Raw genomic sequence first — 15,274 nt, forward strand, 5'->3', positions numbered from 1 at the left:
GATCCTGCTGATGGACCTCACCGGATTCCTCCACTATCTGACGCTTCCGTATCTGCTGGACGGGCTGCTGATCACGCTGCAGCTGACGGCCTACGGCTTCATCGGCGGGATGCTCCTCGGCGCCGTGCTGGCGGCCATGCAGCTCACGCGATTCCGGACGCTCACCGTGATCGCCCGCTGCTACACCACCCTGTACCGCGGCACGCCGCTGATCCTCCAGCTCGTGTTCGCTTTCACCGTGCTGCCGCATGCGGGCATCGTCCTGACACCGATCGTCGCCGGCTCCCTCGCCCTGGCGATGAACGAGGCGACTTTCTTCTCGGAGATCTTCCGCTCCGGCATCCGCGGCGTCGACCAGGCACAGACCACGGCGGGTCGCGCTCTGGGCCTGGGGCCCGCAGCCCTCATGCGACGGGTCACGGCGCCCCAGGCGTTCCGGCAGATGGTCCCAGCGCTCGGCAACGAGGCGGTCGCGACCATGAAGAACTCGGCGCTTGCGTCGATCATCGCCGTGCCCGAACTGACCCTGCGCACCCAGCAGCTCGCCAGCTCCACGTTCGACTACTTCGAGATCTACGTCGCCACAGCCGTGCTGTATCTGCTGCTGACCGGTGCGATCACGGTTGTCCAGATGCTCATCGAGCGTCGCTCGGCGCGCATACGCGGCATCCGCACGGTCCAGGCACCGGATCGAGCTGCACGTCAGGCGCGCGCGTCCGCACCATCGGGTCCGAGCGCTCCGCCGTTCGCCGTCGAGGACGCGACGCCGCAGCAGGCCGACGCAGCGAACGGCCTGGTCCGAGGGGCTCGTGTCGAGCTCGACGGCATCGTCAAGAGCTACGGGGAACGCACGGTGCTCGACGGCATCGACCTCACCGCCGGCCCCGGGGAGGTCGTGGCCCTGCTCGGGCCGAGCGGATCGGGCAAGTCGACGCTGCTGCGCATCATCGACCAGCTCGAGACCCGCGATTCCGGGACGGTCGTCGTCAACGGCGCTGCGCTCGGGATCGGGGCGGCCGGTCGTCGCCACTCGGAGTCGCGCCTCGCCGCGGAGCGGGTCGACGCCGGCGTGTCGATGGTGTTCCAGAACTTCGCGCTGTTCAGTCATCTGAGCGTCGCAGAGAACATCGCAGGGCCGCTGCGCTGGGTGCACGGGTGGACGCCGGATGCCGCCGCCGAACGGGCCCACGAACTGCTCGGCCGTGTCGGGCTCTCCGAGTTCGCCGACGCGGCGCCGTCCGGACTGTCCGGCGGCCAGCAGCAGCGCGTCGCCATCGCCCGCGCCATCGCCTCGCGCCCGCGGCTGCTGCTGCTCGACGAGCCGACGAGCGCGCTGGATCCGGAGCTCGTCGCCGAAGTGCTCAAGGTGATCACGGCGCTGGCCCGCGAAGAGGGGCTGACGATGATCATCGCGACCCATCAGCTGCGATTCGCACGCCAAGTCGCCGACACCGCGGTCTTCATGGCCGGCGGCCGTGTGATCGAGGCGGGACCTGCCGAACAGGTCATCGGGGCGCCGCGCGCACCCCAGGCCGTGACATTCATGACCGCGATGAACGCGGCGGAGGTATGACGATGAAGACCAGGACGAAGACCGCTTACGACCTGAAGGGCGTCCCCGGCGTGCCCGCGCAGGTCGGCCCGTTCTCCCACGCGATCCGATGGGGCGACCAGTTGTTCGTCACCGGGCAGATGCCGACGACCCCGGAGACCGGTGAGGTCGTGCCCGGCGGCGTCGAAGAGCAGACCGAGCAGGTTCTGCGCAACCTCGACGCCGTGGTCACCGCGTGCGGAGCCCGACTCGACGACGCGCTCATGGTGCGGGTGTACCTCGAGGACTTCGGCGACTACGAGGCGGTCAACACCGTCTACCGTCGTTGGTTCGCCGATCCGCTGCCGGCGCGCACGTGCATCGGTGTCCGCGGCCTCGCCGTCGGAGCGCTGATCGAGATCGACCTCGTGGTCGGCATCCGTGAGGAGGACCGATCGTGAGCACGCTCCTGGATCCGGGCCGCGGAGTGATCCGGGGTGAGCACTATCTGCCGTGCCGTCCCGATGAGGTGGGTTGGGGATGGCTGCCGACGGCGGCCAGCACGCCGGCGCTGACCGTGCGCTCCGGCGACAGCGTGACGCTGGACACCCTCTCGCACGAGGGCATCCTCGCCGACCAGGGACGCGACCCCCGCGCCTTCCTCGCCGCCCACGGCCGCGACGACGTGCTCCGAGACGCGATCGAGCTGGCCGAGAGCGATGTGGTCAACACGGATGCGGACGGCCCCCACGTCGTGACGGGTCCGGTCGCCGTGGCAGGAGCCCGCCCCGGTGACGTGCTCCGCGTGGACATCCGTGCCCTGGACCGTCGGGTGGACTACGGATTCATCAGCAACCGGCACGGATTCGGCGCGCTCCCCGGCGAGTATCCCCTACGCGCCGCGCATCCGTGGAAACCCGATCTGCATCCCGATTCCGGCACCGTGTCGCACTTCTGCTGGGTCGAGGAGGACGGCGACGGCGGCGGGGCGACAGGCCGCTTCCGCATCGACGAGCTGCGGTCGGCCTCGTTCCGGTTGGCCCCCTTCCTCGGTCTCATGGGCGTGGCCGGGCCGGATGATGCTCCCGCGCACTCGGTTCCCCCGGGTCCGCACGGGGGCAACATCGACATCAAGCACCTCGTCGTCGGCAGCTCGCTGTATCTCCCGATCCGGAGCGAAGGCGCGCTGTTCTTCGCCGGCGATCCGCACTTCGCTCAGGGCAACGGCGAGGTGGCCCTCACGGCGCTGGAGGCCTCGCTGCGCGCGACTCTGACGCTGACTGTCGTCCCGGCGCAAGAGAGCGCAGGGCTCTTCGGCGCGCTGACCACGCCGTTCGGCGAAACGCCGGAGCACTGGATCCCGACGGGTATGGCGGCGAGTCTCGACGAGGCCATGCGCGTCGCCGTGCGGGAAGCGATCCGGTTCCTCGCCGAGCGCTTCGAGATTCCGAGGCAATCGGCGCTGGCCTATCTCTCGGCGGCAGGCGATTTCGAGGTGTCGCAGGTCGTCGACGGCGTGGTCGGGGTGCATTGCCTCATCCCCAAGCGCGATTGGCGCACCTGGGCCTGAGCAGCACCGAAGCCCCGTCGTCACCGGTTCGCGGTCACGACGGGGCTTCGCGGGTGCGGGAGATCTCGTCGAGGGGTCAGGCGTCCAGACGCAGCAGCCAGCCGTGCGTGTCCTCGCGCCGGCCGTACTGGATGTCGGTGAGCTCCTCGCGCAGCGACAGGGCGAGCTCACTCGCCTCCGGTCCCTCGTGCACGATCTCGAACTCGTCGCTCATCAGCTTGCCGATCGGCACCACGACGGCGGCGGTTCCGCAGGCGAACGCGCCGACGATCTCACCGGATGCCGCGCCCTCGCGCCACTCGTCGATCGTGAGCTTGCGACGCTCGACCGTCAGCCCGCGGTCCGCGGCGAGCTCCAGGATCGAGGCGAGAGTGATGCCGTCGAGGATCGAATCGGATGCCGGCGTCAGCAGGCGTCCATCCCGCGTGACGAGCACGAGGTTCATGCCGCCGAGCTCCTCGATGTACTGCCCATCGAGGAACAGCACCTGCTGGCATCCCTTCGCGTACGCCTCCTCCTGGGGCAGCAGGCTGGATGCGTAGTTGCCGCCGGTCTTCGCCGCACCCGTGCCACCATGGCCGGCGCGCGCGTAGTCGGTCGACAGCCAGATGTTCACCGGCTGCACACCACCGGGGAAGTACGCTCCGGCGGGGCTGGCGATCAGGTAGTAGCCGACCTTCTTCGCCGCCCGCACGCCGAGGAACGCCTCCTTCGCGAACATGAACGGGCGCAGGTACAGGCTCTCCTCCGGGTTGCTCGGCACCCAGGCGGAGTCGACGGCGACGAGCTGCTTGAGCGACTCGATGAACAGTTCTTCCGGCAGCTCCGGCAGGGCGAGTCGACGCGCCGAACGCTGCAGACGGGCGGCGTTGCGGTCGGGGCGGAAGGTCCACACCGAACCGTCGGCGTGCCGGTAGGCCTTCAGCCCCTCGAAGATCTCCTGCGAGTAGTGCAGCACGGCGGCGGCCGGATCGAGCGGGATCGGGCCGTAAGGCTGCACGCGGGGACGGTGCCAGCCGCCCTTCTCCGACCAGCACAGGTCGATCATGTGATCGGTGAAGTACTGACCGAAACCGGGATTCTGCAGAATCTCGTCGCGTTCGGCTTCGGAGCGCGCGTTCTCGTTGCGCGTCACCTGCCAGATGAGGCCTGCGGGGGAAGGAGCCTGGAGAGGAAGTCCGATGGTCATGATGTGTGGTGTCCTGACGGTCCGAATCGGTGGCGAACGCTGCGCCGTATCCCAGGTTACGCCTGGAGACGGGCGATGATCGCGTCGCCGACCTGAGCTGTTGAACGGGCGGCATCCCGTACGGCGATGTCCTCCTCGACGGCCCGGCTGATGCGCGCGGACTCGTCGCGCAGCCCGAGGTGGTCGAGCAGGAGCGCGACGGAGAGGATCGCTGCAGTGGGATCGGCCTTCTGCTGACCCGCGATGTCCGGCGCCGACCCGTGGACGGGCTCGAACATCGACGGGAAGTCTCCTCGCGGGTTGATGTTCCCCGAGGCGGCGAGGCCGATGCCACCGGTGACGGCGCCGGCCAGATCAGTGAGGATGTCCCCGAAGAGGTTGTCGGTGACGATCACGTCGAAGCGAGCCGGGTTCGTGACCAGGAAGATGGTGGCCGCGTCGACGTGCAGATAGTCTACGGCCACGTCCGGGTGCTCCAGCGCCACCTCGTTCACGATGCGCTGCCAGATGCCACCGGCGTGCACGAGCACATTCGTCTTGTGCACGAGCGTGAGCTTCCGGCTGCGGCGCTCCGCCAGCTCGAACGCGTACCGGACGACGCGCTCGACGCCGAACGCGGTGTTCACGCTGGTCTCGTTCGCGACTTCCTGCGGCGTCCCCGTGCGGATCGAGCCGCCGTTGCCGACGTAGGGCCCTTCGGTGCCCTCGCGGACGACGACGAAGTCGATCTCGCCCGGATCGGCGAGCGGCCCCTGGGCTCCTGCATACAGCTTCGACGGGCGCAGGTTCACGTAGTGATCGAGCGTGAATCGGAGCTTGAGCAGCAGCCCGCGCTCGATGTTCGCGTCCTTCAGCCGCGTGTCTCCCGGCTGCCCGCCGACCGCGCCGAGCAGGATCGCGTCATGCGCGACGATGGCCGCCAGGTCCTCATCCGTGAGCGTGTCGCCGGTCTCGAGGTAGCGCGCCGCCCCGAGCGAGAACCGCGTCTTGTCGAAGACGACGTCGCTCGACGCCGTCACGGCATCCAGCACGCGTTCCGCCTCGGCCACCACCTCGGGACCGATCCCGTCACCGGGGATGACGGCCAGCTTCACGACACGCGACATGACACTCCTTGCATCGGGGAATGCTTCCCAGCGTACTGGTCAGTGCGTACGGGACGCGCGCAGTGTGACGGCCGCGATGACGCCGGCCAGCACGACCAGACCCGCCCCAATGAGGGACGTCACGGTCACGCCGGAGCCGAACGCGGTTGCCGCCGCATCCCACAATGCATCGCCGAGGTCGGCGGGGAGCCGCTGCGCCTCGGTGTACGCCCCGGCCAGCGTTTCGCGGGCAGCATCCGCAGCACCGTCCGGGATCCCGTCGGGGATCACGAGCGAACCACGGTAGAACGCGGTGATGAGCCCGCCGAGGATGGACGTGCCCAGCACGGCGCCCAGTTCATAGGCCGTCTCCGAGACCGCACTCGCGGCCCCGGCCTTCGCCGCCGGCGCGCTGGAGAGGATCAGCTCGTTCGAGATGGTCTCCGCCGCACCGATGCCGATGCCGAGGACGACGAACGCGACGATCAGCGGCAGCACGCCGTGGTCCTCGGTGCTGAAGGCGACCATCAGGTATCCGATGACCGAGAACACGAGCGCCCCGGGGACCACCAGATGCGGCGGCACACGCCGTGAGACCGGCACCACGGCCAGCCCCGCGGCGATCATCGCGGCCATCCCCGGCACCAGGGCGAACCCGGCCTGCATCGGGGAAAGCCCCAGGACGAGCTGCAGATGCTGCGACACGAAGTACAGGAATCCGACGAGCGCGACCACGCTGAGCAGGTTCACCAGGATCGCACCCGAGAACGATCCCCGCCGGAAAAGCTGCATGTCGAGCATCGGGGTCTCCGCCCGCAGCTGACGGCGCACGAACAGGAGCCCCATCAGGACGCCGAGAGCCGTCCACGCGGCAGCGCTCCAGCTCGGGCCCTCCACGGCGAGCGACTTGATCGCGTACACGACAGGGACCATGGTCGCCATCGACAGCACGATGCTGATCGGATCGATTCTCCCCGGATTCGGGTCCCGGCTCTCCGGCACCAGGAGCGGAGCCGCGATCAGCAGCGGGATGAGCACGGGGACCGCGATGAGGAACACCGCTCCCCAGGCGAAGTGCTCGAGCAGGAAGCCACCGACGATCGGGCCGAGCGCGGCCCCCGCCGAGAACGCGGAGGCCCACACAGCGATCGCGAAACGCCGCTGGTCGCGATTGCGGAAGATCGACCGCAGCAGCGACAGCGTCGAGGGCATGAGCATCGCGCCGAAGAACCCGAGCAGCGCACGGGCGGCGATGAGCAGCCCGGCGGTCGGGGCGAAGGCCGCGAGCACCGACACGGCGGCGAATCCGGTGGCGCCGATCAACAGCATCCTCCGGCGGCCGAAGCGGTCCCCCAGCGTGCCCATGGTGACGAGGAGCCCGGCGAGCACGAGCGGATAGATGTCGATGATCCAGAGCTGCTCGGCGCCGCTCGGCGAAAGCGCGATCGCGATCTCGGGCAGCGCGAAGCTCAGCACGGTGTTGTCCACCGACACCAGCAGCACCGGGAGCATGAGCACGACGAGCGCCCACCATCCGCGGGCGCCGACGCGCGGCGCATCCATCTCCGTGTCCACCGTCGGGATCGACGCGGTCATCTTTCACCTCTGCGCTCTCTGGGAAGGTTACTTAACCGTCCGGATGGTATAGTAACAGAGTCGGAGCCGATCAGATCCTGAGCAGAGGTGCCCCATGCCCCGTCCTCCCCTCGCACGCGAACGCGTTCTGGACGCCTTCGAAGCGATCCTCATCGACGACGGAGAGCGTGCGGCGACGCTGGACGCGACGGCCAAGGCCGCCGGGGTCTCCAAGGGCGGACTGCTGTACCACTTCGCCTCGAAGGAAGAACTGGCCGCAGGCCTTCTCGGACGACTCGCCCGCCTGACCGATCTCGATCTCGAGCGGATGACGGATGCCGACGAGGGCCCGGTCGCGTACTACGTGCGCACCTCGGTCATGGAGGACGACGCGCTCGATCGCGCCCTGATCGCCACCTCTCGACTCGCGCAGGGCGGGCACGCCGCGGCATCCGACGCCTTGCGGCAGGTCCGCGGCCGGTGGGCTGGAGCGATCCGCCCGCACGTCCGCGACGAGACCGCGCTCGACCTCGTGATGCTGGTGAGCGACGGGCTCTACTTCAACAACTCGCTCGACGTCCACGGACCGGAACGTCTGGTGCCGCACGGTCCTGAGCTCCAGGCGCTGATCGACCTGGTCCTGCGGGCGACGCGCTAGCGTCGGCGGGCGAGGATCCGCCTGGTTCTCCGCAGCATCGACTGCAGGATCAGCGGATGCAGCAGGCTCACGGGAGCGAAGTAGATCCGTCCACGCCAGCCGTGCAGTCGGACGACCGTCGTCACCCGGACGACCCCGGTCGCCGCATCGACTCCCACCCCGCAGCGGAAATCGAGGTGGTCGTCGTCGAAGGCCAGCAGAGCCTCGTCGCCGCGCACCTCGCGCACGTCGAACACGCCGGACGGCGACGACCGCAGTCCGATCATGGCGGCGAACAGCATCCGCAGGCCGAACAGCGCCTGGACAGGTGCCGGAATCGCATCGCGCGAGAACAGCGTCTCGGCCCACACCCGCGGATCCGTCGTGACGCCAGGGGGAATCGGCACCAGCGCGACGTCGCCGTGATCAAAGCGTCCCTCGCCGAACGCAAGGCTGAAGAACGAGGGATCGGTCAGCGGCTCCCCCGTGCTCATCTCAGTCCTCGGTGATCTCGATCTGGCGGATCACCGATGCATCGATGTCCGCGCCGACCTCGGCCAGCAGCTCCTCTGGCACCCGCGAATCCACGGTCAGGATCGACAGCGCCTGACCGCCGGCCTCACGGCGGGCGATCTGCATGCCGGCGATGTTGATCCCCGCGTCACCGAACTTCTGCCCGTACACCGCGACGATGCCGGGGCGGTCGGTGTAGAGCATCACGATGTGGTGCTGATCGAGCGGAACCTCGAGGTCGTACCCGTTGACGCCGACGATCTTCTGCACCATGCGGGTTCCCGCGAGCGTGCCGGCGACGGTGAGCACCGTGCCATCCGCGAGCGCGCCGCGCAGCGTCGTGAGGTTCCGGTACTCCGGGCTCTCCTTCTCGACGATCAGACGCGCTTCGATGCCGCGCTGCTCGGCGAACAGCGGTGCGTTGACGTAGGAGACGTTCTCGCTCACGACGTTGGACAGGATGCCCTTGAGCGCGGCGAGCTTGTAGACGCTGACGTCGTAGTCGGCCAGTTCGCCGCGGACCTCGATGTCGAGGCTCGTGAGGGCCGACGTGGTCAGCCCGCTGAAGACCTGACCGAGCTTCTCGACGAGGTCGATTCCGGGGCGCACGAACGGGTCGATGATCCCGCCGGCGACGTTCACGGCATCCGGAACCAGGTCGCCCTCGAGCGCGAGCTTGACCGACCGGGCGACCGAGACGCCGGCCTTCTCCTGCGCCTCGTCGGTCGAGGCGCCCAGGTGCGGCGTCACGACGACGTTGGGCAGGTCGAGCAGAGCGCGCGCGGAGCCGCCCTCGGCAGGGGGCTCCGAGGTGAACACGTCGAGGCCCGCACCCGCGATCTCGCCGGCCACGAGCGCTGCGTGCAGCGCCTCCTCGTCGATCAATCCACCACGGGCGACGTTGATGACGTAGCCGGTCTTCTTCATCGCAGCGAACTGCTCGGCGCCGATCATCCCGGTGGTCTCGGGCGTCTTCGGCATGTGGATGGTGATGAAGTCGCTCTCCGCGACCAGCTCGTCGAAGGTGCGCAGTTCGACGCCGAGCTGCTGAGCCCTGGCGCTCGTCACATACGGGTCGTACGCGACGACCTTCATCCCGAAGCCCTGCATGCGCGCCGCGACCAGGGCGCCGATCCGGCCGAGGCCGACGACGCCGAGCGTCTTCTCGAACAGCTCGGTCCCGGTGTAGGCGCTGCGCTTCCACTCCCCAGCGGCGAGCGAGGCGTTCGCCGCGGGCACGTGGCGGGCGAGGCTGAGGATGTGGCCGCAGGTCAGCTCGGCGGCGGAGATGATGTTCGAGGTGGGCGCGTTGACCACCATGACGCCCGCGGACGTCGCGGCCTTGATGTCGACGTTGTCGAGCCCCACGCCCGCACGGGCGACGACCTTCAGCTTGGGCGCGTGGCCGAGCGCCTCCTCATCGATCTTCGTCGCGGAGCGGATGAGCACAGCATCCGCATCCGTCAGCGCCGAGAAGAGCGCCTCGCGATCCGTTCCGTCGACATTGCGGATGTCGAAGTCGGGGCCGAGGGCCTCGATCGTGGCGGGCGAGAGGACTTCGGCGATGAGCACGACGGGCTTCGGCACAGGTGGATCCTTCAGAGTGAGCGTCACAACGCGGGTGGGATCGATGCGCCGCACGCCTTCGGGGCGCGATCGCTTCCACTGTACCCGAGCACGAAAGCTCCCCCGCCCCGTGTGACGGCCGGCTCAGGAGAGATTGACCAGAGCATCCATGTTCAGGATGCTGTAGCCGACCAGGCTCAGCCAGAACACCGCGACGACCGAGAGCCCCGTGAGCATCACGAGGGCCAGTTCTCCGACGTTGCGACGGCGCCCGATCACCCAGGCGAGCGCGAACACGATCGCCGGGAACACTGCGCCGAATACCAGCGTGATCCAACCGGTGCCGGTGAGCCCGGCGGGCTGGGACATCGCGACGATATGGGCGATGGCGTTCCAGATGGCATAGGCGTAGAAGAGGCCGCTGAGGCCGACGACGAGCGCGGACAGCCATCCCGGCGTCGGGCGGACGGATACCTGTGCGGACGTGTTCTCGGTCATGATCCGATCGCTCCCACCATCACGAAGGGCCAGGGCACGAGCAGCACGGCACCGGCGAGGAGCAGCAGGACGCGCACCCAGGCCTGCGCCCCTCGGGTGAGCAGCCAGACCGTGAGCATCCACAGCGCGGGGGCCGCGACGGCGAGGACGAACCACGGCACGTACATGGCATCGGCCACGATGAGGTTCGCGAGCGGCTTCAGACTCAGCCCGCCGATCACCCATCCCACCGCGTAGAGCAGATAGATCCCGCCGAAGATGCCGACGAACAGCAGCATCGCCGGGCTCATGCCCGCGGGCTCCGTCTCATCGGACTCGTCCGCAGGCGCTTCCTCGGCAGCAGCCTCGGCGGAAGTCGCACCTTCGGTCGTGACGCGGTCGCTGCCCTTGCCCACGGCGTTCCAGCCCTGCGGCAGGCTCGGCTTCTGCGCGGGACGACCCTCGTCGCCCTCCCAGGAGAGCGCGTCGTCCGGATCCGATGTCATGCCCTCCAGCGTAGCGATGCCGCGAGCGGTCCCAGTAGGCTCAGTGCCAGAATTCGATGAGGGGGAGCACACGGTGGCTGGACAGGACAAGGAATCGGTCGGCGCGTCGGCCGCAGCCGGAACATCGGCGGCCGGTGCCGATTGGACGCCGACGGCGGCTGCCAAGAAGCAGTCGCTGACATTCCGGTGGATCGCCCTCGGGCTCTGGGTGCTCGCGATCGCGACCGAGGCCGTCGGGATCTTCTGGCTGCTGCGGCAGCGCGTGTACGTCGGCGAGGACGGCGCGCTCGTGCGCGATCCCGACACGGGACTGCTCGAGGAGCAGGGTGTCACGGCGACCTTCCCGCAGTGGGCGTTCATCACGCTCATCGTCCTGCTCGTCGTCATCGCCGCGCTGTCGATCGGCGGATCGCTGCTGTGGAAGAAGGCGAACCGTCTGGATCCGGCCCGGAAGTCCGACACCGTCAAGTTCTTCGTCCAGAACCAGCTCGGCGTGATCATCGCGATCATCGCCTTCGTGCCTCTGATCATCCTCATCTTCCTCAACAAGGACATGGACAAAGGGCAGAAGGCGACGGCCGGGATCATCGGCATCGTGCTGGCCGCCGTCGCGGTCTTCTTCGGCATCGACTTCGCGCCGTCCTCCGTCGAGCAGTACACGGCAGATCAGTCCGCCGTCATCCAGTTGCTGGGCGAGGACGAGGTGTTCTGGGTCGACGGCGGTCAGGTCTACCACGTCTGCGACGAGGTCTCCGACATCCAGACCGGCAGCGAGATCATGTCCGGCACCACGGCCGAGGCGGTCGCGGCGGGCAAGATCCGCCTCACGCTGAAGTTCGAGTCCGAGATGCAGACCTGCGGTCTTCCCGTCCCGGAGAACGCCGATGAGATCACCGACGCGCTGCGCGAGATCCAGGCCGGTCAGGTCGACACCGTGCTCCCGGCTCCGGTGTGGGGCGCCGACGTCGAGCCGCCGCTGGTCATCGAGGACGCTCCGGTCGAACAGGAGCAGTGACCGTTCAGCCCAGCGCGTCGACGAGGCGCTTCTCGGCCGCGGCGAGGTGGTCGGTCAGCAGCCTCGCTGCGCGCTCGCCGTCGCCGTCCGCGACGGCGGCGAGCATCGCCTGATGCTGGCCGGCGATGACTGCGGCATCCAATAGCCTCCTGCCCTGAACCTGTGCCATGCACAGTCGCACCTCGTCGAGCACGCTCGCATACATCCGCGAGGTGCGCTCGCTGCGCAGCGCGTGGATCAGCGCCTGGTGGAAGCGCAGGTCGGGATCGACCGTCGCCGGGTCGGGGCCGGCGGGCATCGCCAGGATCTCCTGATTCGCCTCCGCGGCGGCGGCCGGAACCTCACGCACCAGTGCGAGCTCGCGCAGCGCGGCGCTCTCCAGCCGCGTGCGCGTCCGGTAGACGTCGCGCACGACATCGGCGTCGATCGCGACCACCCGCGCGCTGCGATGCGCTGTGCGCACCAGGAGTCCGGATGCCACGAGCTGCTCGATCGCGGCCTTCGCGCTGGGCCGCGCGACCGCGTACTCCTGCGACACCCTCGCCTCGGTCACCGGCGCATCCGGGCGGATGTCGCCGCTCAGGATGCTGCCGCGCAGCCGTTGCGTGACGGCATCCACGACCCCGACGACCTCCAACGCGGACTGCGGAACGCTTGACATGCGAGTCAGCCTAGAGCAGCGGACGCGAGTCGGTACACTTGTCAGACAATCCGACGCGAAGGAGCCTCTGTGTCAACGACACTCGCCCATCCTCTCGACTCCGCCGTGCTCGGACAGGACACGACCGTCACGTCCCGCTCGATCGACCGGTTCGCCCGCGCGCACGACGCATCGCACTACCTGCTCATCCCGGATGCTGTGCTCACCCCGAAGGATGCCGAGGGCGTCGCCCGCGCGTTCGACGCCGTCCGCTCGGCCGGACGGACGCTCACCTTCCGCTCCGGCGGCACCAGCCTGTCCGGCCAAGGCGTGACCGGCGACATCCTCGTCGACACCCGCTCGGCGTTCCGTCACATCGCGCTCGAGGACGATGGCGGTATCGTGCGCGTCGGCCCCGGGGCGACCGTGCGCCAGGTGAACACGCGCCTCGCGCGCTTCGGACGCAAGCTGGGCCCCGACCCGGCCAGCGAGATCGCCTGCACGATCGGCGGCGTCGTCGCGAACAACTCCAGCGGCATGGCATGCGGCATCACGGAGAACTCGTATCGCACGGTCGACTCGCTCGTGCTCGTCCTGCCCAGCGGCACGATCATCGACACCGGTGCACCCGACGCGAACGCGCGGCTGCGGGCCGCCGAGCCCGCGATAGCCGACGGCCTGCTCGCGCTGCGCGCACGCCTGCTCGCCGCGCCGGACGCCGTCGCCTTCGTCCGCGCGCAGTTCGCCATGAAGAACACGATGGGCTACGGGATGAACTCCCTGCTGGACTTCGACGATCCGGTCAAGATCCTCGAGCATCTGGTGATCGGCTCCGAGGGGACGCTCGCGTTCGTAGCGGAAGCGCGGTTCCGGACCATCCGGATCCGCCCGCAGATCGCGACCGGTCTGCTCGTCTTCGCCACGCTGGCGGACGCCATGGCGGCGCTGCCCGGTCTCGTCGAGCAGGGCCTCGCGACCGTCGAGTTGATGGATGCCGCGTCACTCCGCGTCGCCCAGGGACTCAGCGATGTCCCGGCATCCATCGCGGAGATCGCGGTCGACGCGCACGCGGCACTGCTCGTCGAAGTGCACGCGTCCGGTGCCGACGAGCTCGCCGCGGCCTCCGAGGCGGCCATCGCGCAGTTCGCCGCCCTTCCCCTCGCGGTCGCGCCGAAGCTGACGACCGACGCCGCCGAGCGGGCGTCGTTGTGGCACGTCCGCAAGGGCCTGTACACCGCAGTCGCCGGGGCGCGCCCGTCGGGCACGACCGCGCTGCTCGAGGACATCGTGGTCCCGGTGGACCGCCTCCTCGTCACGTGCGAGCGCCTCATCGAGCTCTTCGCCGAGCACCGCTACGACGGGTCGGTGATCTTCGGTCACGCGAAGGACGGCAACGTCCATTTCCTCTTGAACGAGAAGTTCGACGACGAGGAGAGCCTCGCGCGGTACCGCCGGTTCACGGCCGATCTCGTCGACCTCGTGCTCGGTCAGGGCGGCTCGCTGAAAGCAGAGCACGGCACCGGGCGCATCATGGCCCCGTTCGTGCGCCGCCAGTACGGCGACCTCCTCACCGACATGATGTGGGACATCAAGCGCCTGCTCGATCCTGCCGGCATCCTCAATCCCGGAGTCGTCCTGTCCGAGGATCCGGAGTCGTATCTGCACGATCTCAAGCGCGTACCGACCGTCGAGAGCGAAGTGGACCGCTGCGTCGAATGCGGATACTGCGAGCCGACCTGCCCGAGCAAGGACATCACCCTCACTCCGCGCCAGCGCATCGTGCTCCGCCGTGACATGACCTGGGCCGAGCAGGACGGCGACACGGCGCTGCTGAAGGAGCTGCGCGCCGACTACGACTACGAGGGCGTCCAGACCTGCGCGGTCGACGGCATGTGCGCTGTCGCGTGCCCTGTCGACATCAACACCGGCGACCTCGTACGTCGTCTGCGTGCCGAGGAGGCCACCAGACTCGAGGACGGAGTGTGGGATGGCGCGGCGAAGGCCTGGGGCGCCGTCACCCGGATCGGCGGCGCGGCGCTGACGCTCGCCGATGCCGTCCCTGCGCCGCTCGTGACCGGAGTGACCAGGCTCGGCAGAGCGGTGCTCGGTGCGGACACGGTGCCGCTGTACGACGCCGGCCTCCCCCGTGGCGGCTCCCGTCCGCCTCGACCGTCCTCGCCCGCGGACGCGGAGGCGGTGTTCTTCGGTGCCTGCATCGCGACGATGTTCGGCCCGGAAGGAAACGGAGAGGGATCCAGGGATGCGGTGATGACCCTGCTCGATCGCGCCGGCATCCCGATCGCGATCCCCGACGACACCGGTGGCCTCTGCTGCGGGACGCCATGGAAGTCGAAGGGCCAGCTCTCGGGTTACGACCGGATGACCGATCGCGTCCTGGCATCGCTCTGGGCGGCGAGCCGTCAGGGCGAGCTCCCCGTCGTGTGCGAAGCGGCCTCGTGCACGGAGGGGCTGCACGTGATGCTCGCCAGGTCCGTCGCCGAGCGGCCGGAGTACACGGGGCTCGTCATCGAGGACGCCACCACGTACATCGCCAGAGAGGTTCTCCCCCGGCTCAGCGTGCCGACGAAACTCGAACGGATCGCGGTCCATCCCACATGCTCCACGACCGCGCTGGGTGCGACGTCCGCGCTGACGGCCCTGGCGGCGGCGGTCGCCGACGAGGTCTACGTGCCGGAAGGCTGGGGATGCTGCGCCTTCGCCGGTGATCGCGGCATGCTGCACCCCGAGCTCACCGCCAGCGCCACCGCCGTCGAGTCGGCCGAGGTGGCCGAGGCCGAGGCCGAGCGCGGAGGCTTCGACGCGTTCGTGTCCGCGAACCGCACGTGCGAGATCGGCATGAGCCGCGCCACCGGCAAGCCGTACCGGCATGTGGTCGAGGTCCTGGAGGAGCTCACCCGCTGACGCCTCCGAACCACCGAGACGAAGAACGGGCGCCCCGCGAGGGACGCC

14 protein-coding genes are annotated in these 15,274 nt (G+C 69.1%); 6 read left to right on the plus strand and 8 right to left on the minus strand.

What is annotated here, in order from left to right:
• The first annotated feature begins 10 nt into the window (after window positions 1-10).
• The 3 genes from M2317_RS01030 to M2317_RS01040 are packed head-to-tail and all read left to right on the plus strand — an operon-like array spanning window position 11 to window position 3,101.
• Complete coding sequence (locus tag M2317_RS01030; RefSeq protein ID WP_429456480.1) at window positions 11-1,573, plus strand: amino acid ABC transporter permease/ATP-binding protein; 1,563 nt, start codon at window positions 11-13, stop codon at window positions 1,571-1,573.
• Window positions 1,574-1,575: 2 nt separating this feature from the next.
• On the plus strand, window positions 1,576-1,992 hold the full coding sequence (locus M2317_RS01035; protein ID WP_429456482.1) for a RidA family protein: 417 nt from the start codon (window positions 1,576-1,578) through the stop codon (window positions 1,990-1,992).
• Complete coding sequence (locus M2317_RS01040; RefSeq protein WP_429456484.1) at window positions 1,989-3,101, plus strand: acetamidase/formamidase family protein; 1,113 nt, start codon at window positions 1,989-1,991, stop codon at window positions 3,099-3,101. Before M2317_RS01035 ends, M2317_RS01040 begins: the two co-directional genes overlap by 4 nt.
• A gap of 76 nt (window positions 3,102-3,177) precedes the next feature.
• On the opposite strand, the gene M2317_RS01045 is transcribed toward M2317_RS01040, so the two are convergent.
• The 3 genes from M2317_RS01045 to M2317_RS01055 are packed head-to-tail and all read right to left on the minus strand — an operon-like array spanning window position 3,178 to window position 6,971.
• Window positions 3,178-4,290, minus strand: a complete 1,113-nt coding sequence (locus M2317_RS01045) for a branched-chain amino acid aminotransferase (protein ID WP_429456486.1) — start codon at window positions 4,288-4,290, stop codon at window positions 3,178-3,180.
• A 56-nt stretch (window positions 4,291-4,346) separates the two neighbouring features.
• Window positions 4,347-5,396: a 3-isopropylmalate dehydrogenase gene (locus M2317_RS01050; protein ID WP_429456487.1), complete on the minus strand. Its 1,050-nt coding sequence runs from the start codon at window positions 5,394-5,396 to the stop codon at window positions 4,347-4,349.
• Window positions 5,397-5,435: 39 nt separating this feature from the next.
• Complete coding sequence (locus M2317_RS01055; RefSeq protein ID WP_429456489.1) at window positions 5,436-6,971, minus strand: MFS transporter; 1,536 nt, start codon at window positions 6,969-6,971, stop codon at window positions 5,436-5,438.
• 94 nt (window positions 6,972-7,065) lie between these two features.
• Between M2317_RS01055 and M2317_RS01060 the strand changes: the two genes are divergently transcribed.
• Entirely contained in the window at window positions 7,066-7,608 is a 543-nt protein-coding gene (locus M2317_RS01060) for a TetR/AcrR family transcriptional regulator (protein ID WP_429456491.1), read from the plus strand.
• Here the strand turns inward: M2317_RS01060 and M2317_RS01065 are convergent.
• The 4 genes from M2317_RS01065 to M2317_RS01080 all read right to left on the minus strand — a co-directional run bounded on the left by M2317_RS01065 (window position 7,605) and on the right by M2317_RS01080 (window position 10,649).
• A complete protein-coding gene (locus M2317_RS01065) occupies window positions 7,605-8,081 on the minus strand; it encodes a DUF2867 domain-containing protein (protein ID WP_429456493.1) in 477 nt (158 codons plus the stop codon). The two genes, M2317_RS01060 and M2317_RS01065, sit on opposite strands and share 4 nt — an antisense overlap.
• Before the next feature lies 1 nt (window position 8,082).
• The gene (gene serA, locus M2317_RS01070; RefSeq protein ID WP_429456494.1) at window positions 8,083-9,687 is read right to left on the minus strand and encodes a phosphoglycerate dehydrogenase; all 1,605 of its coding nucleotides are present in this window, start codon (window positions 9,685-9,687) and stop codon (window positions 8,083-8,085) included.
• 123 nt (window positions 9,688-9,810) lie between these two features.
• Window positions 9,811-10,164, minus strand: a complete 354-nt coding sequence (locus M2317_RS01075) for a hypothetical protein (protein WP_429456496.1) — start codon at window positions 10,162-10,164, stop codon at window positions 9,811-9,813.
• Complete coding sequence (locus tag M2317_RS01080; RefSeq protein ID WP_429456498.1) at window positions 10,161-10,649, minus strand: hypothetical protein; 489 nt, start codon at window positions 10,647-10,649, stop codon at window positions 10,161-10,163. The genes M2317_RS01075 and M2317_RS01080 overlap by 4 nt, the downstream gene beginning before the upstream one ends.
• A 73-nt stretch (window positions 10,650-10,722) precedes the next feature.
• Here M2317_RS01080 and M2317_RS01085 point away from each other — a divergent pair, with 73 nt between their 5' ends.
• Window positions 10,723-11,664, plus strand: coding sequence for a hypothetical protein (locus M2317_RS01085; RefSeq protein ID WP_429456499.1), 942 nt, complete (start codon window positions 10,723-10,725; stop codon window positions 11,662-11,664).
• Between the two features lie 4 nt (window positions 11,665-11,668).
• On the opposite strand, the gene M2317_RS01090 is transcribed toward M2317_RS01085, so the two are convergent.
• On the minus strand, window positions 11,669-12,325 hold the full coding sequence (locus M2317_RS01090; RefSeq protein WP_429456501.1) for a GntR family transcriptional regulator: 657 nt from the start codon (window positions 12,323-12,325) through the stop codon (window positions 11,669-11,671).
• A gap of 69 nt (window positions 12,326-12,394) precedes the next feature.
• Between M2317_RS01090 and M2317_RS01095 the strand changes: the two genes are divergently transcribed.
• Window positions 12,395-15,226, plus strand: a complete 2,832-nt coding sequence (locus M2317_RS01095; RefSeq protein WP_429456502.1) for an FAD-binding and (Fe-S)-binding domain-containing protein — start codon at window positions 12,395-12,397, stop codon at window positions 15,224-15,226.
• Window positions 15,227-15,274: the final 48 nt, after the last annotated feature.

Source organism: Microbacterium sp. ZKA21 (assembly GCF_050434165.1).
GTDB lineage: Bacteria > Actinomycetota > Actinomycetes > Actinomycetales > Microbacteriaceae > Microbacterium.

Excerpts from the sequence above, each read along its gene's own strand:
- M2317_RS01035 (WP_429456482.1), top strand. The coding sequence starts at position 1,576 with ATGAAGACCAGGACGAAGACCGCTTACGACCTGAAGGGCGTCCCCGGC.
- M2317_RS01090 (WP_429456501.1), bottom strand. The coding sequence starts at position 12,325 with ATGTCAAGCGTTCCGCAGTCCGCGTTGGAGGTCGTCGGGGTCGTGGAT.
- M2317_RS01080 (WP_429456498.1), bottom strand. The coding sequence starts at position 10,649 with ATGACATCGGATCCGGACGACGCGCTCTCCTGGGAGGGCGACGAGGGT.
- M2317_RS01075 (WP_429456496.1), bottom strand. The coding sequence starts at position 10,164 with ATGACCGAGAACACGTCCGCACAGGTATCCGTCCGCCCGACGCCGGGA.
- M2317_RS01030 (WP_429456480.1), top strand. The coding sequence starts at position 11 with ATGGACCTCACCGGATTCCTCCACTATCTGACGCTTCCGTATCTGCTG.
- M2317_RS01065 (WP_429456493.1), bottom strand. The coding sequence starts at position 8,081 with ATGAGCACGGGGGAGCCGCTGACCGATCCCTCGTTCTTCAGCCTTGCG.
- M2317_RS01060 (WP_429456491.1), top strand. The coding sequence starts at position 7,066 with ATGCCCCGTCCTCCCCTCGCACGCGAACGCGTTCTGGACGCCTTCGAA.
- M2317_RS01050 (WP_429456487.1), bottom strand. The coding sequence starts at position 5,396 with ATGTCGCGTGTCGTGAAGCTGGCCGTCATCCCCGGTGACGGGATCGGT.
- M2317_RS01045 (WP_429456486.1), bottom strand. The coding sequence starts at position 4,290 with ATGACCATCGGACTTCCTCTCCAGGCTCCTTCCCCCGCAGGCCTCATC.
- M2317_RS01055 (WP_429456489.1), bottom strand. The coding sequence starts at position 6,971 with ATGACCGCGTCGATCCCGACGGTGGACACGGAGATGGATGCGCCGCGC.